We start from the raw sequence: 17,104 nt of genomic DNA on the forward strand, positions 1-17,104 counted from the left end.
CGACCTCCCCAGCAAAGGACGTAACCTAAGTGACTACCAGCACAGGCCAGGAGGCTTTCGAGCGGATCATCGCCGAGGACTCCCGCATCGAACCCACCGACTGGATGCCCGACGCCTACCGCAAGACCCTCACCCGCCAGATCTCCCAGCACGCACACTCAGAGATCATCGGGATGCAGCCGGAGGCCAACTGGATCTCCCGCGCGCCTTCCCTCAAGCGCAAAGCCATCCTCATCGCCAAAGTCCAAGACGAAGCCGGCCACGGCCTCTACCTCTACTCCGGCGCCGAGACCCTGGGCACCGGCCGTGATGAACTCGTAGACCAGCTGCTCACCGGCCGCGCCAAATACTCCTCGATCTTCAACTACCCGGCGCGCACGTGGGCCGACATCGGGGCCATCGGCTGGCTGGTCGACGGCGCCGCCATCTGCAACCAGGTCCCTCTCTGCCGCGCGTCCTACGCCCCCTACGGTCGCGCGATGGTCCGCATCTGCAAGGAAGAGTCCTTCCACCAGCGCCAAGGCTGGGAAATCCTCTACGAACTCGCCCACGGCACCGAGGCACAAAAACAGATGGCGCAGGAATCCATCAACCGCTTCTACGGCCCCGCCCTGCAAATGTTCGGCCCGCCCGACGAGGATTCGCCCAACTCACAGCAGTCCATGGAGTGGAAGATTAAGCGCTTCTCCAATGATGAGCTGCGCCAACGCTTCGTCGACATGATCGTCCCCCAGGTCGAAGCCCTCGGCCTCACCTTCGATGACCCGGACCTCACATGGAACGAGGAACGCGGCCACTACGACTACGGCGAGCTGGACTGGAGCGAGTTCAAAGCCGTCATCCGCGGCGAGGGACCATGCAACGTGCAGCGGATGCAGCGGCGTCGACAAGCACACAACGACGGCGCCTGGGTGCTGGAGGCCGCCGCGGCCTACGCCGAGAAGACCGCCCGCGCCACCGACTCCCACCTCATCGCCTAGTTAATAAGGAGCCAACCCATGTCCGAACAGCAGACGTGGCCCATGTGGGAGGTCTTCGTCCGATCCTCCCGTGGCCTGTCCCACGTCCACGCCGGTTCCTTGCACGCGCCCGACGCCACCATGGCCCTGCGCAATGCCCGTGACCTCTACACCCGCCGCAATGAGGGCACCTCCGTGTGGGTCGTCCCCTCCGAGGCCGTGACCTCCTCTGATCCCGATTCCAAGGGCGGCTACTTCGAATCAGCCTCCGGCAAGAACTACCGCCACGCCACCTATTACGACAAGTCGGAAGGGGTGCCGCACCTGTGAATAACTTCGCCTCCGTCGACTCCGCCACCCGCCAAACCCAGGGCGAATCGCTCACCGCCGAGGACGTCCAGCACTCCGGTGCCGCAGCCTCCCCGGATGTCGCGGCGTACGCCACGATGCTTGCCGACGACGCCCTCATCCTCGGCCAGCGCCTCAGCTGGTGGGTCTCCCGCGCCCCGGAGATGGAAGAAGACATCGCGCTGGCCAACATCGCGCTCGACCTCATCGGCCACGCTCGTTTCCTTTATTCTTACGCCGGCACAGCCTCGAACCAGACCGAAGACAACCTCGCCTACTTCCGCGATGAGGAAGAGTTCCGCTCCGCCCGCCTCATGGAGCAGGAGAACGGCGACTTCGGCCAGACCATTGCCCGCCAGCTCATCGCCTCCTATTACATGTACGGCCTGTACTCGGCCCTGCTCGACTCCACCGATCCCACCATTGCCGCCATCGCCGCGAAAGCGATCAAGGAAGTCGAGTACCACGTCGACCACGCGAGCCAATGGGTCCTGCGCCTGAGCCTGGGCACCGACTATTCCAAGGAGAGGATCGAGGAAGGCCTGTTCTACATGTGGCCCTACATCGCGGAGCTATTCGAGGACCTGCCCCTTCACACCACCCTCGCCGAGCAGGGTATTGCCGTTGCGCCCTCGAGCCTCAAGGCGCAATTCGACGAGCGCATCGCTCACCTTCTCACCATGGCCGAGCTCGAGATCCCTGCCACCCCGCAGGCGATGTCTGGCCACCGCACCGGCTGCTTCTCCGAGCACCGCGGCTACATCCTCCTCGAAATGCAGTCCCTCGCCCGCCAACATCCCGGCGCGACCTGGTGATCACCATGTCTACCCACCCCCTGCGCCCCACCGACCCCGCGGATGCCCGGGTCTGGGATACCGCCGCAGCCGTCCCCGATCCGGAGATTCCCGTCATCTCCATCGCTGACCTGGGCATTCTGCGCCGCGCCGCCATCATTGATGGCCAGGCCGTTGTCACCATCACCCCGACCTACTCCGGGTGTCCGGCCATGGACTACATCAGCCGAGAAGTCTCGGAAGCCCTCGCCGCCGCCGGCTACGAGGACGCGGTGGTGGACCTCGTGCTGCAACCCGCCTGGAGCACCGATTGGATCACCGAACAGGGGCGTGACCAGCTCCGCGAGTACGGCATCGCCCCTCCCCAGCACCACACCTCCCCCGTCGCCCCAGGCCCCATCCCCTTAACGCTGGCGCCCCCCACCCCGGTTCCGTGCCCCCGCTGCCGCTCGACCCGGACTAAGAAACTCGCCCAATTCGGCTCCACCTCCTGCAAAGCGCTCTATAGCTGCCAGGACTGCCTCGAACCCTTCGACTACTTCAAGGTGCACTGATGTCTGCAACCGCGTCTGCTCCCGAATCCACCAAGCAGAGGGCAAAGTTCCAACCCCTCGAAGTCTCCGAAGTCCGCCGGCTGACCGACAACGCCGTCGAGGTCAGCTTCGCGGTGCCGGAAGAACTGCGCGCGGACTACGACTATGTTCCCGGCCAGTACGTTGCCCTCCGCGCCACGATCGACGGCCAGGAAGTTCGTCGTTCCTACTCCATCTGCGATATCCCCCAATCCGGCATCATCCGCGTCGCCATCAAGCGCGACCTCGGCGGGGTGTTCTCCACCTGGGCCAACGATGAGCTGCAGCCGGGCACCGTCATCGAGGTGATGAACCCACAGGGGGCGTTCACTTCCCGGGTGCACGTCACCTCCCTCAACGATGCTCAGGCCCTGCTCAAAGAAGAGCTTGCCGACGTCGGCGGTGCTCCCCATCTCGTCGCCATCGCCGCCGGGTCCGGCATCACCCCCATCATGTCCATCGCGCAGGCGCTCCTCTCCGGCTCCCCCACCGCAACGTTCGAGCTGGTCTACGCCAACAAGGGTGGCAGCGACGTCATGTTTGCGGAAGAGCTGGGCGATCTCAAGGACAAGTACCCCACCCGCTTCGCCGTCCACCACGTCCTCTCTCGCGAGCAGCGCGTCAACCCGCTGTTCTCGGGGCGTATTGATGACGAGAAGTTGAAGATCCTCCTGGACAAGGTCATCCTCACGGAAGACACCCGCGAGTGGTTCCTGTGCGGCCCCTTCGAGATGGTCCAGCTCGTCCGCGACGAGCTTGCTGCGCGCGGCGTGGACAACGAGAACATTCGTTTCGAGCTCTTCTCCACCGGCAAACCCTCCGACGGCCCGCAACAGGGCAATACCGGCCGGCCCGTCATTGTCGACCCTTCGGGCAAGAACATCACCATTTCCTTCCAGCTCGATGGCCTCTCCGGCAGCATCGAATCCCCCGCATCCGCCAACGAAACGGTCCTCAACGCCGCCCTCCGCGCCCGCCCCGACGTGCCTTTCGCCTGCGCTGGCGGCGTCTGCGGCACCTGCCGCGCCAAGGTCGTCGAAGGTGAGTTCACGATGGATGAGAACTACGCGCTGGAGCCCGACGAGGTCGCCCGCGGCTACGTCCTCACCTGCCAGACCCGCCCGACGGGCGAGTCCATCACCGTCGACTACGACGCCTAACCGGGAGCCCAAATGATCGATCTCATCGTCGACGGATCCACCGCAGAGGTGGTGCTCAACAACCCGCGGGCGCTCAATTCCCTCACGGAAGCTGACCTGCAGGAGCTTTCCCAGGCCTACACCGAGGCCGCCCAACGCAACGTTCGTTCCCTCCTGCTGCGCGGCGAGGGCAAAGCATTTAGCGCGGGCCGTAATATTCGCGGACTCAACCCGGCCGACGATGACGCCACGGACTACCTCGCCAACAAGGTCACTCCCGTGCTCAAGCAGATGAGCACCTTCCCCGCCCCGACCTTCACGGCTGTCCACGGGGTCTGCCTCGGTGTCGGCCTGGGCCTGGTCATCGCCAGTGACATTGCCTACGTCGCCGAGGATGCCACCTTCGGTTCCCCCTTCGCCAACCTCGGCGCCACCCTCGACTCCGGCGGGCACGCCCTGTTCGTGGAACGCCTGGGAGCCCACCGCGCCATGGATCTCATCGTCACCGGCGATATGATCTCCGGCCGCGAGGCGGTGGACGCTGGATTGTTCTCCCGCGCGCTCCCCGCCGATGAGCTCCTTGACTTCGCCCGCGAGAAGGCGGCCCGCGCAGCCGAGGGCGCCACCTTAGCTTTCCTGGCCAGCCGCACACTCGTCCACGACATCCGCGATCAGCGCCTCGGACTGTGGGAATCGGTCGACGAGGAAAACCTCGCGCAGGGCCGACTATGTTCCTCCGCCGACTACGCGGAGGGTTTCGCTGCCTTCAACGACAAACGTCGCCCCACCTTCCACGGCCGTTAACACCACCGCCTCGAAACCTCCTAGGAGCACCCCAGTGAGCACTGACGCCTTTCTCGTTTCCGGCCGCCGGACCCCCGTCGGCCGCTACGGCGGAGCTCTCTCCTCTGTCCGTCCGGATGACCTCGCTGCCCTCACCATCCGCGCGGTCATCGAGGACGCCGGCATCGACCCGTCGGCGGTCGACGAGGTGATCCTCGGCAACGCCAACGGTGCCGGCGAGGAGAATCGTAACGTCGCCCGCATGGCGTGGTTGCTGGCTGGCTACCCGGATTCCGTCCCCGGTATCACCGTCAATCGCCTGTGCGCCTCCGGGATGTCGGCGATTGCCCTGGCCACGGCGATGGTGAATTCGGGGCAGGCGGACGTCGTTGTCGCCGGCGGGGTGGAGTCGATGTCGCGGGCTCCGTGGGTCGTCGAAAAGCCGCGCAGCGGGTTTGCCAAGCCTGGCGAGACCTTCGATACCTCCATCGGCTGGCGTTTTATCAACCCGAAGTTCGCAAGCCAGGAGAAGACGACGTTTTCCATGCCGGAGACGGCTGAGGAGGTCGCGCGGGTGTGCACCATTTCGCGGGAGGATGCCGACGCTTTCGCCGCCCAGTCCCAGGCTCGCGCCCTCGCCGCCATCGAGGCCGGCTACTTTGTCCCCGAGATCGTCCCCGTTGAGATCACCGATCGCAAGGGCAACACCACGCTCATCGACACCGATGAGGGGCCGCGCCCCGGCACCACGCCGGAGGTCCTGGCCGCGTTGCGCCCGGTGGTCGAGGGGGGCAAGGTCGTCACGGCTGGCAATTCTTCATCGCTTAACGACGGCGCCTCCGCCATCCTCGTCGTCAGCCAGCGCGCCGTCGAGCGTTACGGCCTCACACCCCGCGCCCGGGTCGTCGCGAATGCCAACGCGGGCCTGGCCCCGGAGGTCATGGGTCTGGGTCCGATCCCTGCCACACGCCGCGTCCTAGAGAAAGCCGGGTGGAACATCGGCAGCGTCGATGCCATCGAGCTCAACGAGGCTTTTGCCACCCAGTCGCTGGCATGTATCCGCGAGCTAGAACTCGATGAGAACAAAGTCAACGCCTGGGGCGGGGCCATCGCGCTGGGCCATCCCCTCGGCTCGTCGGGGTCCCGGATCACCATCACCCTGCTCAACCGCCTGGAGCACGAGGGCAGCCAGCGCGGCATCGCCACGATGTGCATCGGCGTCGGCCAGGGTGCCGCCATCGCAATTGAGAGGGTCTAAGACCATGACATTCCCGGAGTTTAGTGCCCTGACCGTCTCCGAGTCGGACGATCGGCTCCTGGTCCAGCTCACCCGCCCCGAGGTCCGCAACGCGATTGATGAGCAGATGGTCAGCGAGCTCCACACCATCTGCTCCTACTTGGAGCACAACCCCAAGATCCTCCTCATCACTGGGTGTGAGGCCAAGGGCAAGGGCATCTTCGCTTCGGGCGCTGATATTGGTCAGCTGCGCGAACGCCGCCGCGACGATGCCCTCCGCGGGGTCAACAACACCATTTTTCAGCGCATCGCGCAGTTGCCGTCCCCGGTCATCGCCGCCGTCGATGGTTATGCGCTGGGCGGTGGCCTGGAACTGGCCCTGGCCGCCGACTTCCGAATCGCCACCCCGGACGCCACGTTTGGTCAGCCGGAAGCCAGCCTGGGAATCATTGCCGCAGCGGGTGGGCTCTGGCGGCTCAAGGAGCTCGTCGGCGTGGCCGTCGCTAAGGAAATCCTCCTGGCCGGCCGCCTGGTGTCCGGACGCGAGGCCCTCGATCTCCACCTGGTCACCGAGCTGCACTCTCCCGCCGACCTCCTCGACGCCGCGCAGAGCCTAGCCGATCGCATCGCCGCCCTCGATCCGCTCGCCGTGCGCCTGAGCAAGCAGGTAATGGCGATGCCGACGGCCGCTCACCCGGCGGTGGACAACATTGCCCAGGCCATCCTCTTCGAATCGGACGCGAAGTTCGATCGCATGCAGGCGTTCCTTGACCGAAAGAAGAAATAGCATGAGTATCCCCAAGCAAGTTGGCGTCCTCGGTGGCGGCCGCATGGGCGCAGGAATCGCCCATTCTTTCCTCGCCGCCGGTGCTTCCGTCACGGTCGTTGATGTCAATGACGCCGCCGTCACCGCCGCCCGCGAACGCATCGCCCAGGACGTCGCCGGTTCCTTTGCCCGGGGTGCGGAGGGTTCCCCCGAGGAGTGGATGGACCGGCTCACTGTGACCACCGACCCGGCGGCCTTTGCCCATCACCCGCTGATCATCGAAGCCGTGCCGGAGTCCATCGAGCTGAAGATTAGTTCTTTCCGGACGATCGCCGAACACTCCCCCGCCGCGGCCATCGCCACCAATACGTCGTCGCTGTCGGTCACCGACTTAGCGGGCATCGTGGACAATGACGTCATTGGGCTGCATTTTTTCAACCCGGTGCCCGCTTCGAAGCTCGTGGAAATCGTCGTCGCTGACTCCACCCCGCCCTCCCTGGTCAAGGATGCGAAGGTCTGGGTGGAGGGCCTGGGCAAGACGCCGATCGTGGTCAAGGACTCCCCCGGTTTCGCCTCATCCCGCCTGGGTGTAGCCATCGCCATCGAGGCGATCCGCATGGTTGAGGAGGGCGTGGCCAGCGCCGAGGACATCGACCAGGCCATGGTCCTGGGCTACAAGTTCCCGGTTGGTCCGCTCGCGCTCACCGATATCGTCGGCCTCGACGTGCGTTTGGGGATCGCGGAGTACCTCGAGTCGTCCTTAGGCCCCCGCTTCGCCCCGCCGCAGCTCATGCGCGATATGGTCGCCCGCGGTGAGCTCGGCCGCAAGTCCGGCAAGGGCTTCTACGACTACCGCTAGTTGTTGGCGGCCAGTAGCCGATCGGCTGCCGCCTTCGCTTGCTCAGCGGCGTCGGCATTCCCCGAGATACCCGCGGTGACCATGCATCCTTCTATCAGGAGGAAGATCGCATCTGCTGTAGCTTGCGGCGCACCCGTTCCGGCTACGACGTCGTTCACATAGTTGCGCAGGCGTATCTTGTGTCGACGCACCGACTCTGCGACGTCGAGAGAAGTCCCGCCGAGTTCACCGAATGCGTTGATCCAGGCGCATCCGCGGTGACCTTCGCCCGCGAGCCAGTCTGAGAGCCAATCGAATATCGCCAGCACCTGACCCTTTGGCTGCGTTTCTTGGGCAACCCGCTGTGCTAACGAGGCGCGCCATCGTTCATCACGACGATCGAGCATCGCCACCGCGATCGCATCCTTGCCTGCGAACAGTGAGTAGATGCGCTTGAGAGGCAGACCGGATGCAGCGCGGAGGGCATCCATCCCGACGGCTTGATACCCGCGTTCGTAGAAGAGCTCTTCAGCTGCGTCAAGCAGTTGATCACGAGCCGTTTGAGACGACATGGCTGTCCACCGGAACCTTTCAAAGTTGCGTTGAGAACGGTCGTTCTATACTCTACCAAGCACGTAGAGAACGATCGTTCTCGCACAGCGAAAGGAACGCGGTCGTGACATCAGATGTGAAGCCGATCTTTGCCAGCAGAGCACCCGCACGCCCAGCAATTTCCACCCTGCTGGTGGCGACACTCACCTCGACGGCAGCGCTGACTGCACTTGTCGCCCTCGGAGCCCTATCGGGACACTTGCTGCTCATCCCACCCATGGCTGCGAGCATGGCCCTGATCGCCGGTGCGCCGTCATTGCCGTTGGCACAGCCCCGTCACGTAATCGGAGGTCAGGTAATCTCGGCCATCGTTGGTGTCACGGTCGGGCTGGCGAGCCACTCACTTTGGGCTGCCGCCATCGCCGGAGGCTTCGCGCTTGGCGCAATGCTGCTGACGCGCACGTCGCATTCACCAGCAGCAGCCACCGCTGTAATCGGAGCAATGCTGACACAGGGGCACATCTCATTCGTGATCTGCGCTGGTCTCGGGGCTGGAGTGCTCGTACTGTTCGGACTGCTTCGTTCCACACTGAAACGTGTGGCCTATCCGGCGTATTGGTGGTAACCGCAAGTCCGGCAAGGGCTTCTACGACTACCGCTAATGCTTATCGACGATCGCGTTGGTAATCCGTGCCGTACACAGCCGCCGCCCTGCGTCGTCCGTGATGGTCACCTCGTGGCTGGTCAGCGTCCTGCCCAGGCGGATAGCCGTGGCGGTGGCCGTCACCATCCCCTCCCGGCCGGAGGCGTGGTGGGTGGCGTTGATATCCACCCCGACGGCCACCTTGCCCATGGTCGAGGCGTGGATGACCGCGGCCCAGGATCCGACGGCCTCCGCGATCGCGACCATCGCCCCGCCGTGGAGGAGCCCGAGTGACTGGCGGTTTCCGTCGATAGGCATGGTGGCCACCACTTTCTCGGGGGATTGCTCGACGACGGTGACACCCATCTTCTTATCGAGTTCTCCCAGTTCAATGGTCCACGGTTCCATGTTGCTCCATTCTTTTGTGATCTAGATTATACTAGCCCGAAATCCCTACCGTCCGGTCGGTCACTAATTAGTTTAGGAAGGACACCCCATGTCCCACCTCGTCCCCAGCTACCTCTCCGGCTCCTGGGTCACCCCGACCCACCCCTCCCGTGTCACGGACGTCCTCGACGCCACCACCGGCGAGCTCGTAGCCACCGTCTCCACCGAGGGCCTCGACCTCGCTGGCGCCATCGATTACGCCCGCGACGTCGGGCAACGGTACCTCCGCGAGCTCACCATTCATGAACGCGCCCTCAAGCTCAAAGAGCTCGCCCTGTACCTCGACGAGCACAAAGACGAGCTATATCAGCTGGCCGCCAAGACCGGTGCTACCCCTCGCGACAACGCGATCGACATCGACGGCGGCATTTCCACGCTGTTCACCTATTCCTCCAAGGGCCGCCGCGAGCTCCCCAACGGGCACGTCATCGTCGATGGCCCCACGGAGGTGCTCTCCCGCGATAGTTCCTTCGTGGCCACCCACATGTACACCACTCTCCCCGGCGTCGCGGTGCAGATCAATGCCTTCAACTTCCCCGTCTGGGGCATGTTGGAGAAGTTCGCGCCCGCCTTCATCGCCGGCATGCCCACGCTGGTGAAACCCGCCACCCCGACCGGGTACGTTACGGCCGCCTGCGTTCGCCTCATGATCGAGTCCGGCATTCTCCCCGAGGGATCCCTCCAGCTCATCTCCGGGTCTGCCCGCGATCTCCTCGATCACCTCGATTACCGCGACCACGTCGCCTTCACCGGCTCCGCCGCCACCGCCGCCACGCTGCGCTCCCATGACAACGTCCTGCACAACGGCGTGCGGTTCACTGCGGAGGCCGACTCGCTCAACGCCGCCATCCTTGGTGAGGACGTTAGCGTCGACTCCCCCGAGTTCGACGCGTTCATTAAGACCCTCTACGTGGAGATGACCGCCAAAGCGGGACAAAAGTGCACTGCCGTGCGTCGCGCCATCGTCCCCACCGCCCTCGCCGACACCGTCGCCCATGCCCTCCGCGAGCGCGTGGAAGCGAAAACCCTGGGACCGCTGGTGTCGGTGGAACAGCGCAACGATGTGGGGGCGGCCGTCGATAAGCTTATTTCCGCTGGTGGAACCATAGTGACCGGCGGCAGCGACCTGCGGGAGGGCGCGTTCTTCGCGCCGACCATCCTCTCCTTCGCCGACCCGGACGTGGACGCCGTGCACGAGGTGGAGGCCTTCGGGCCGGTCGTCTCCATCATCGGCTACACCGACACCGACGACGCCATCCGGCTCGCCGCCCGCGGCCGCGGCTCGCTCGTGGCCTCCGTGATCACCCACTCCCCCGAGCTCGCCGCCCGATTCGCGCTCGGCATCGGCGGGCACCACGGGCGCCTGCACTTCCTCGACCGGGACGATGCTGCTTCCTCCACCGGGCACGGCTCGCCTCTCCCCCACCTCGTCCACGGTGGACCAGGGCGCGCGGGCGGCGGCGAGGAACTAGGCGGCATCCGCGGCGTGAAGCACTACATGCAGCGCACGGCCATCCAGGGCTCCCCCGATCATCTGACGGCCATCACTGGCGAGTGGGTACGCGGGGCCGCCGTGAACAAAGTCACCCGCGCGGACGTTGCTGCCGGCACCGCCATTCACCCCTTCCGCAAGGACCTGGCTTCGCTGCAGATTGGGGACCAATTTGCCTCTGACCTGCGCACCGTCACCCTTGACGAGATTCTCGAGTTCGCCGAGAGCACAGGCGACACCTTCTACGCGCACGTTGATGAAGAGGCCGCCACCGCCAACCCCTTCTTCCCCCGGCGCGTAGCCCACGGTTACCTGCTCGTCTCCTGGGCGGCAGGCCTGTTCGTCGAACCCACCCCCGGGCCCGTGTTGGCGAACTACGGTTTGGAAAACCTCCGCTTTATCACCCCCGTCACCTACGGCGATTCCGTGCGCGTCGAACTCACGGCCAAGCGCATCACCCCGCGCGTGACCGATGACTACGGTGAGGTTTGCTGGGATGCCCAGCTGTTCAACCAGGATGATGAGCTGGTGGCGTCCTATGACGTGCTCACCCTCGTGGAGAAGGTGAACACCACCTACGCAGACTGGAGCTGAGCACTACGGGACCGGCGTTCGAACGGCCAGGTCATCACGCCGGCCCACACCGTTCCGAGCAACCCGATCCCCACGAGCAGATACCAGGGCCACGGCCCCAGGTAGTCCAGTGCGGATGGGATGGGCGGGAGGCCGTTGAGGTAGCCATAGTTGCTGTTGGTGGCGGCGTTGAAGGCCATCGTCGCGCCCATCCACCCGGCTGACCACCAGGCGGTGGCGCGCAACCAGCGCCACCTCGGTCGATGCCCCAGGCTAAAGACCATGACCAGCGGGACGGCGAACACGGCAATGTGCAGCACCCAGTACATGAAGTATTCCGACACCGGGTGGAAGGCGTAGCTGAGGTCAGGGGTGATGATGGATTGCGTGTTCAGCGTCAGCCCCCAGTAGTAGCTGGGTGCGAGGAACCACCAGCTGCGGGTGATCAGCGCCAATGATGCGAGGACGCGGGTGAGGTCGGAAAGGTGGAATGGCAGGGAGCGGTGAATATCAAACAGCGCTGGCTGCATGTCCCAGCAGGTCCACACCAATGAGACGACCAGCAGTGTCCACCCGGCGATGGTGACGTAAGTTCCGTCGCCATTGCGGCGCGCGTAGCTGAGGAGCACGACGGTGACCACCACGGTGGCGGCCAACGCTGCCCAGTGCTCCGCGCTGTAGGGCTGCATCATGGTGACACACGTTACCGCTAACTACACTCGGGCACATGGCCTACGTCTATACGGTTGCCCAGGTCCGCGCGGCGGAACAACAGCTTATCGACGTCCAGTTGGCACCCGATCAGCTCATGCGCCAGGCTGCGCACGTGGTTGCGGTGACCGCTCGCACGATGTGCGAGGCGCCGGACCGGCGCCGGGTCCTCCTGCTCGTTGGGGCGGGCGGCAATGGTGGTGACGCGCTGTACGCGGGTGCCGAGCTCTGCAGCACCCATGGCGTCGACGCGGTTCTGCTGGGCCGGGATGGGCGGGTGCACGAGCGGGCTCTCGAGGCGTTTTCTTCCGCTGGCGGCGTGGTGCTCGATGCCCTGCCTGCCAACATCGGGCTCTACCAGCTCGTCATCGATGGCATCCTCGGGATCGGCGGCACCGGTGGGCTTGGAGAAGAATTGGCGCTGTGGCTTTCTTTCACTGAAGAACCGCAACTGCCTGTCCTAGCAATCGACATCCCGTCCGGTGTTGACCCCGATTATGGGTCTACTCCAGAATTGGTTTCTACCACCCGACTTCCTTTTAACCCCCGCGTAGCGGCATTTTTCGACGGCACCAAAACAAGCGAGCGGAGACTTCGCCAACACGTCCGGGCAGATGTCACAGTTACCTTTGGTGGCTTGCGCCGTGCCCATGCGGTTTCCCCGGAGTGCGGCGAAGTGATCTACGCGGACATCAGCAGTGGCGGTCGATCACTTTGGGAAACGCTGTTGATGTCCGCCCGAGAGAACCAAGAACAGACCATGCTTGCCTGGCGGGCCGCGCCCGCCGAGCGTTACCGCTGGCCCGACCCACTGCGTACGTTGATTCCCCATCGGCCGAGAAACCTTGAACCGCAACCTGGTGATGACAAGTACACCGGCGGGGTCGTCGGAATCTGCGCGGGCAGTGCAACGTTCCCGGGGGCTGGCTACCTCACCACTGCTGCCGCTGTTCGCACGACGCCTGGGATGGTCCGATACGTCGGCCCGCTCAAAAGCGACATCGTGCGGGCGTTGCCGGAGGTCGTCATTTCCGATTCGGCGAGTAAGACCGGACGAGTCCAGGCCTGGGTGGTCGGCCCCGGCCGGGGTGCGGATGCCGCCGCCGAAGCCGAACTGACCAAACTCCTCGGCCGCCCCGAGCCTGTGGTCATCGACGCGGATGCGCTCACTCTCCTGGCAGAAAGTGCGCAGCTGCGCACACTTTTGCGGTCTCGACCTGCGGATACTCTTTTGACGCCACACCTCGGAGAGTTCCGCCGCCTCGCCGATTCCCTTGAGGCTTTCATTCCGGATCCGGACGTTGATCGAATTGGCGCGGTCACCGCCCTCTCCCGGGAGCTGGAGTGCGGGGTGCTTCTCAAAGGCCGCCACACTGTCATCGCGACCCCCGCTGATCACCTCTCTTCCGTCGATGCCGGCACCTCGTGGGCTGCCACCGCCGGTTCAGGCGACGTGCTGGCGGGCATTCTCGGTGCGCTTTTGGCGTCGTCGTACGCCATCTTCCCGGAGCCCGGACTTGCCCTGGTCAATGCACCCGCCGCGGCAAGTGTCCATGGCGTCGCGACGTGGCTTTCCGCCCAGACCCCGCACGGCCCGGCACCCACGTCGGCGTCGCGGATCGCCGAGGCCATTCCATCCGCGACTGCTTACATCACCAACGTATAAGGCGCCGTGCAAGAGTACTCGGGTAGCATGGGGGAAATATTCCCCTTGGAAAGGAGAAAGACATGCGCGGAAGCGGACTCATTTGGACCATCGTCGGCATTTTGCTGATCATCGCTCTACTGATTTACATCTTCTAAGCTTGGGTGGCCCGACCAGTGACGACCCCATTCGCCATGGTAAAGGGCCAGCTCAGCCCATTTTTAGTGAGAACATGGGGCCGGTGCTCATCGGCTAATATGAGTGACTTTTCCGCGTATCCGAGCAGGATTTCATCGAACGCGGGCAACGTGTACTCGCGATCGATCGCCTCCGCTAGCTCCCCGGCAGTGACATCCGCCTGCCAATCGGCCATGACATAATCCTCACCCCACGCGATGACTCTGCGCGCCGCACCCAGCGCCGCCCGCGATTGCCGCACGGTCAGCCCGGCCCACCACACCAGATCTTTCGCGTTCACGGGGCCATGCGATCGCGCGTAACGGGTTCCCATCTCCTCCAGCGGGTCCGCCACCTCCCGCTGAGGCACCGGCAGCTGATCCACGTGCATGAACGTGTCCTGCGCGCCCGCCCGCGGCCCCTGCACAACGTGGCCCTCACCACCGAAAGCTCGCATGAGGTGCGGCCCCCGACCCTCGCCTGGATCAACTCCCGCCGCCGCCAGCACGCCATAGGCCTCCACGCGGGGGAGGGGATTGTGCAGGTCCCGGCCCTTTAGCTCCTCATGAAATGCTACTCGCGCCTCATCCACGGCCGCGGGAGGCAACCCCATCAGCTCCGACCAGCGCGCCAACGACCGCTCAATCCGCCGGCCACACAAACTCATCATCCACCGCACGTCCTCCGCGGGCATGAAGTGCAGGGTGCCGCGTTGCGGCCACCCCCGCACTACCTCATGCTTATCGACGGCCGCGAGCACCGCGGCGTCGTCAAGCGACGACCGCACGGCGATCGCGCGGATGCCCGCGCGATAATTCTGCCCCTGCAGCGCGAGCAGGTGCGTGGTGACCGCCGCAGCAGAATCGAGGGTGGGGGCCGCAGCGGATGGCGCGAGACCTTGAGCAATGAGGCGGCGGGCACGCAGTTCGTCGAGCTGATCCATTCGACTGTTAGATACCCGTGACCGTGGTCAGGAGGAACACGGAATCCTCCAGCGCAGCGATGGCGTGGCGCTGGTGAATGAAGGTGACCAGCTGCCCCTCACCGATCGTCGACTCTTCTTCGCCCTGCACAGCTATCTTGCCGCTGAACATGAACAGGGAGGCGGCGGGAGGGGAATTGTGCTCCTGCAGGGTCGTTCCCTGCTTCAAAGCAATCACGGTCTGACGGAGGGGGCCATCATTGACCAGCAGTTTTGCGGCGCGCCCATTGTCGGAAGCACACGCTTCCTCCAGCAGCTGGCGGGCCTTCTCATTGACGATGGACATGCTATTTCTCCTTGGTAGTCCGGCTATTTCCGAGCCTACCTCGCCCGAAAGTGAGACGAGTCACTATTCGACAGTGACTACCTTCGATGAATCACCCAGCCGCTCCCCAAAGCCCACGAGCACGACGAACACCAACCCCAAGACCAACGCCAACCAGACCCACACCATGTGGAAACGGGGGCCCATCGCGCGCGCGACCAGGGCACCGAGGAAAGCTCCGAGAGTGTTCATTAAGACATCATCAATATCGGAATACCCCAGCGAGAACACGTATTGCGCGACCTCGATGGTGAGACTGGTGGCCAGGCCGGCAAGCACGGTGGTAACAATCGGGCGGGCCACAGCTTCATGGACAAGCACATAGACCAGGATGCCGAAGGGGATGAAAAAGCCCAGGTTGCCCACGTAGCCAAATAGCGGAGCGAACCAACTCTTGGCGGTCATGATGTCCTCAAAGGGAATGAGACGCAGCGTTTGCTGGCGCTGTCTCGCCGGATCCCAGAGGTAGCCGATGCGATAAAACGCCTTGAGCATGGTCAGGGACACCATGACGGTGAGATAGACCGCAAGCGCGATCACAACCAGGGAACGTGAGGGTCTAGGCATGCGAAATACTGTACGCCACACGCCTCCCATAAGTGTGCGCAGCTGCGCACAACTTACGTCGCTGACCAGTCCAAACAGCGGAGAAAATCCTATGTCGGGACCTCATGTTACCGTGCAAGTGTTCGAGGATATTGCTAACTACACCGAGCACCCCAAGGATGCCCTGATGCTTGACACCATCACCGCAATGAGCAACTCCGACCTCCACAAAGCCATCTCACTGACCCACCGCAACCTGACCATCCACAAGGCTCAATTCATCCTCCTGGTAGCCCAATTCCACCTCCGCGCATTGTCCAAGAAACACGGCGCGCCCAACACCGCCACGTGGCTCATGCGCACCCAAGACCTCTCCCGCCGCACCGCCCTCGAGTACATCAACGTGGGCAAGAGACTCGCGGAATACCCTCTGCTCAGTGCCGGTTTCCTCTCCGGGGATATCTCCTATTCCAAAGTCCGCCTATTGCTTCGTTACCTCACGGGCGAGAACGAAGAAGAGCTCGTCGCACTCGCTCTCCAACACGCCTACCCGGAGCTCGAACAGGCGCTCAGCGGCCGCGAACGCAATTCCAAACGGAAAGCTCGCAACAGTCTGCGCGTTGTCATCGATGAGGAGACCGGCGGTCTGCGCTACTGGGGCGAGCTGGACCCGGAGAACGCCGCCCAGTTTCTGGCGTCCATGAAGATCGGGGAGCTCGCTAACCTCCGCGGGCTCGACGGGGTGAAGCCGGAAGATCTGGAGGGGGAGGGCGTCGATAAGCTTTTGGCCGAGGCCGCACCCGACGCTCCCGCGCAGCCCGCAACAACGCGCTTCGGGGTGCCCATGCTCAACAGCATGTTGCACGCCTTCCTCGGCATGATCAACGTGGTGCGCTGCCAGCCGCGCAGCAGTGTGCGGGCACCCGGGGCGCAGGTCAACGTCCTCACCACTCTCGATGGTCGCGCCACCCTCCCCGGTCAGCCGGCAGCCCAGTCCTCCGATCTGATCCGCACCCTGCTCAACGGATCACTGCGCTATCACCTGCTGGACAAGGACGGCCTTCACCTCAAACTCACCCGCAGCGCGCGGACCGTCAGCTCCGCTCAGGAAGTCGCGCTGCTCTCCATCTGGGGCCAGCAATGCGCCACGCCCGGGTGCAATCACACGCATTTCCTGGAGTTTCACCACATCCATGAGTGGTACAAGGGAGGTTCAACCGATCTGAACAACCTCATTCCCCTCTGCTCCGGGTGCCACGCGCTCGTCACCGCCGGCACCATGACCATCGTCGCGGACGACCAAGACCCCGGCACACTCCGCTTCCGAATGCCCGGCGGGGAATCCTATACCTCCGTGAGCCGTCAGCCACCCATCCGCGACGAGGCGATGGGACAGTGGAAGGACCCCTACACCTACGGGAAAGTCCCGGTGGGCGATGAGGATCTTATCCCCGTGTGGGACCACCCAGAGTCCTTCGATGAATTCGATGAACCGGACCCGCTCGCGGATGAAACACCCTCGCAACCTGCGGAGGACCGACGTTGACGGCATGTGCGCAGCTGCGCACACCGCGC

General features: G+C 64.2%; 19 protein-coding genes. 13 read left to right on the forward strand and 6 right to left on the reverse strand.

From position 1 onward, the window contains the following. Positions 1–29: 29 nt before the first annotated feature. Genes paaA through CTEST_RS12700 form a run of 9 tightly spaced genes read left to right on the forward strand, consistent with a single transcriptional unit; the run spans position 30 to position 7,457 of the window. Positions 30–980 (forward strand): 1,2-phenylacetyl-CoA epoxidase subunit PaaA, encoded by a 951-nt coding sequence (gene paaA / locus CTEST_RS12660; protein WP_047254045.1) that lies wholly within the window; start codon positions 30–32, stop codon positions 978–980. Positions 981–998: 18 nt separating this feature from the next. Further along, positions 999–1,289, forward strand: a complete 291-nt coding sequence (paaB, locus tag CTEST_RS12665; RefSeq protein ID WP_047254046.1) for a 1,2-phenylacetyl-CoA epoxidase subunit PaaB — start codon at positions 999–1,001, stop codon at positions 1,287–1,289. Next, positions 1,286–2,122, forward strand: a complete 837-nt coding sequence (gene paaC / locus CTEST_RS12670) for a 1,2-phenylacetyl-CoA epoxidase subunit PaaC (protein WP_047254047.1) — start codon at positions 1,286–1,288, stop codon at positions 2,120–2,122. The genes paaB and paaC overlap by 4 nt, the downstream gene beginning before the upstream one ends. Before the next feature lie 5 nt (positions 2,123–2,127). Then, positions 2,128–2,655 (forward strand): 1,2-phenylacetyl-CoA epoxidase subunit PaaD, encoded by a 528-nt coding sequence (gene paaD, locus CTEST_RS12675; RefSeq protein WP_047254468.1) that lies wholly within the window; start codon positions 2,128–2,130, stop codon positions 2,653–2,655. Next, the gene (gene paaE / locus CTEST_RS12680; protein WP_047254048.1) at positions 2,655–3,833 is read left to right on the forward strand and encodes a 1,2-phenylacetyl-CoA epoxidase subunit PaaE; all 1,179 of its coding nucleotides are present in this window, start codon (positions 2,655–2,657) and stop codon (positions 3,831–3,833) included. Before paaD ends, paaE begins: the two co-directional genes overlap by 1 nt. A gap of 12 nt (positions 3,834–3,845) precedes the next feature. Next, positions 3,846–4,616, forward strand: a complete 771-nt coding sequence (locus tag CTEST_RS12685; protein ID WP_047254049.1) for an enoyl-CoA hydratase/isomerase family protein — start codon at positions 3,846–3,848, stop codon at positions 4,614–4,616. A 34-nt stretch (positions 4,617–4,650) separates the two neighbouring features. After that, positions 4,651–5,853, forward strand: coding sequence for a thiolase family protein (locus CTEST_RS12690; protein WP_047254050.1), 1,203 nt, complete (start codon positions 4,651–4,653; stop codon positions 5,851–5,853). A 4-nt stretch (positions 5,854–5,857) separates the two neighbouring features. Beyond that, on the forward strand, positions 5,858–6,619 hold the full coding sequence (locus CTEST_RS12695; RefSeq protein WP_047254051.1) for an enoyl-CoA hydratase/isomerase family protein: 762 nt from the start codon (positions 5,858–5,860) through the stop codon (positions 6,617–6,619). A gap of 1 nt (position 6,620) precedes the next feature. Beyond that, positions 6,621–7,457 (forward strand): 3-hydroxyacyl-CoA dehydrogenase family protein, encoded by an 837-nt coding sequence (locus CTEST_RS12700; RefSeq protein WP_047254052.1) that lies wholly within the window; start codon positions 6,621–6,623, stop codon positions 7,455–7,457. Here the strand turns inward: CTEST_RS12700 and CTEST_RS12705 are convergent. Continuing rightward, positions 7,454–8,008, reverse strand: coding sequence for a TetR/AcrR family transcriptional regulator (locus CTEST_RS12705; RefSeq protein ID WP_047254053.1), 555 nt, complete (start codon positions 8,006–8,008; stop codon positions 7,454–7,456). The genes CTEST_RS12700 and CTEST_RS12705 overlap by 4 nt on opposite strands. A 104-nt stretch (positions 8,009–8,112) precedes the next feature. Here CTEST_RS12705 and CTEST_RS13800 point away from each other — a divergent pair, with 104 nt between their 5' ends. Continuing rightward, the gene (locus CTEST_RS13800) at positions 8,113–8,613 is read left to right on the forward strand and encodes an HPP family protein (protein WP_047254054.1); all 501 of its coding nucleotides are present in this window, start codon (positions 8,113–8,115) and stop codon (positions 8,611–8,613) included. Positions 8,614–8,646: 33 nt separating this feature from the next. Here the strand turns inward: CTEST_RS13800 and CTEST_RS12715 are convergent, their stop codons facing one another. Then, entirely contained in the window at positions 8,647–9,039 is a 393-nt protein-coding gene (locus CTEST_RS12715) for a PaaI family thioesterase (RefSeq protein WP_047254055.1), read from the reverse strand. Positions 9,040–9,127: 88 nt separating this feature from the next. Between CTEST_RS12715 and paaZ the strand changes: the two genes are divergently transcribed. Further along, positions 9,128–11,164 carry a phenylacetic acid degradation bifunctional protein PaaZ gene (gene paaZ / locus CTEST_RS12720; protein ID WP_047254056.1) on the forward strand — a complete coding sequence of 679 codons (2,037 nt, stop codon included), beginning with the start codon at positions 9,128–9,130 and terminating at the stop codon, positions 11,162–11,164. Here the strand turns inward: paaZ and CTEST_RS12725 are convergent. Further along, complete coding sequence (locus tag CTEST_RS12725; protein WP_052844402.1) at positions 11,146–11,835, reverse strand: YwaF family protein; 690 nt, start codon at positions 11,833–11,835, stop codon at positions 11,146–11,148. The two genes, paaZ and CTEST_RS12725, sit on opposite strands and share 19 nt — an antisense overlap. A gap of 35 nt (positions 11,836–11,870) precedes the next feature. Between CTEST_RS12725 and CTEST_RS12730 the strand changes: the two genes are divergently transcribed. Beyond that, on the forward strand, positions 11,871–13,520 hold the full coding sequence (locus CTEST_RS12730; protein WP_047254057.1) for a bifunctional ADP-dependent NAD(P)H-hydrate dehydratase/NAD(P)H-hydrate epimerase: 1,650 nt from the start codon (positions 11,871–11,873) through the stop codon (positions 13,518–13,520). 133 nt (positions 13,521–13,653) lie between these two features. Here CTEST_RS12730 and CTEST_RS12735 read toward each other — a convergent pair whose 3' ends face one another. The 3 genes from CTEST_RS12735 to CTEST_RS12745 all read right to left on the reverse strand — a co-directional run bounded on the left by CTEST_RS12735 (position 13,654) and on the right by CTEST_RS12745 (position 15,550). Then, a complete protein-coding gene (locus CTEST_RS12735) occupies positions 13,654–14,619 on the reverse strand; it encodes a DNA glycosylase AlkZ-like family protein (protein WP_047254058.1) in 966 nt (321 codons plus the stop codon). 7 nt (positions 14,620–14,626) lie between these two features. Further along, a complete protein-coding gene (locus tag CTEST_RS12740; RefSeq protein ID WP_047254059.1) occupies positions 14,627–14,944 on the reverse strand; it encodes a cupin domain-containing protein in 318 nt (105 codons plus the stop codon). Positions 14,945–15,007: 63 nt separating this feature from the next. Then, positions 15,008–15,550, reverse strand: a complete 543-nt coding sequence (locus tag CTEST_RS12745) for a VanZ family protein (protein WP_047254060.1) — start codon at positions 15,548–15,550, stop codon at positions 15,008–15,010. A 91-nt stretch (positions 15,551–15,641) separates the two neighbouring features. On the opposite strand from CTEST_RS12745, the gene CTEST_RS12750 reads away from it, so the two are divergent. Next, on the forward strand, positions 15,642–17,075 hold the full coding sequence (locus CTEST_RS12750; protein ID WP_158408171.1) for an HNH endonuclease signature motif containing protein: 1,434 nt from the start codon (positions 15,642–15,644) through the stop codon (positions 17,073–17,075). The last annotated feature ends 29 nt before the right edge of the window (positions 17,076–17,104 follow it).

It is taken from the genome of Corynebacterium testudinoris (genome assembly GCF_001021045.1).
Lineage (GTDB): Bacteria > Actinomycetota > Actinomycetes > Mycobacteriales > Mycobacteriaceae > Corynebacterium > Corynebacterium testudinoris.

Coding starts and splice junctions, on each gene's coding strand:
- paaB (WP_047254046.1), top strand. CDS start 999: ATGTCCGAACAGCAGACGTGGCCCATGTGGGAGGTCTTCGTCCGATCC.
- paaD (WP_047254468.1), top strand. CDS start 2,128: ATGTCTACCCACCCCCTGCGCCCCACCGACCCCGCGGATGCCCGGGTC.
- paaE (WP_047254048.1), top strand. CDS start 2,655: ATGTCTGCAACCGCGTCTGCTCCCGAATCCACCAAGCAGAGGGCAAAG.
- CTEST_RS12685 (WP_047254049.1), top strand. CDS start 3,846: ATGATCGATCTCATCGTCGACGGATCCACCGCAGAGGTGGTGCTCAAC.
- CTEST_RS12695 (WP_047254051.1), top strand. CDS start 5,858: ATGACATTCCCGGAGTTTAGTGCCCTGACCGTCTCCGAGTCGGACGAT.
- CTEST_RS12700 (WP_047254052.1), top strand. CDS start 6,621: ATGAGTATCCCCAAGCAAGTTGGCGTCCTCGGTGGCGGCCGCATGGGC.
- CTEST_RS12705 (WP_047254053.1), bottom strand. CDS start 8,008: ATGTCGTCTCAAACGGCTCGTGATCAACTGCTTGACGCAGCTGAAGAG.
- CTEST_RS12715 (WP_047254055.1), bottom strand. CDS start 9,039: ATGGAACCGTGGACCATTGAACTGGGAGAACTCGATAAGAAGATGGGT.
- paaZ (WP_047254056.1), top strand. CDS start 9,128: ATGTCCCACCTCGTCCCCAGCTACCTCTCCGGCTCCTGGGTCACCCCG.
- CTEST_RS12725 (WP_052844402.1), bottom strand. CDS start 11,835: ATGATGCAGCCCTACAGCGCGGAGCACTGGGCAGCGTTGGCCGCCACC.
- CTEST_RS12730 (WP_047254057.1), top strand. CDS start 11,871: ATGGCCTACGTCTATACGGTTGCCCAGGTCCGCGCGGCGGAACAACAG.
- CTEST_RS12735 (WP_047254058.1), bottom strand. CDS start 14,619: ATGGATCAGCTCGACGAACTGCGTGCCCGCCGCCTCATTGCTCAAGGT.
- CTEST_RS12740 (WP_047254059.1), bottom strand. CDS start 14,944: ATGTCCATCGTCAATGAGAAGGCCCGCCAGCTGCTGGAGGAAGCGTGT.
- CTEST_RS12745 (WP_047254060.1), bottom strand. CDS start 15,550: ATGCCTAGACCCTCACGTTCCCTGGTTGTGATCGCGCTTGCGGTCTAT.
- CTEST_RS12750 (WP_158408171.1), top strand. CDS start 15,642: ATGTCGGGACCTCATGTTACCGTGCAAGTGTTCGAGGATATTGCTAAC.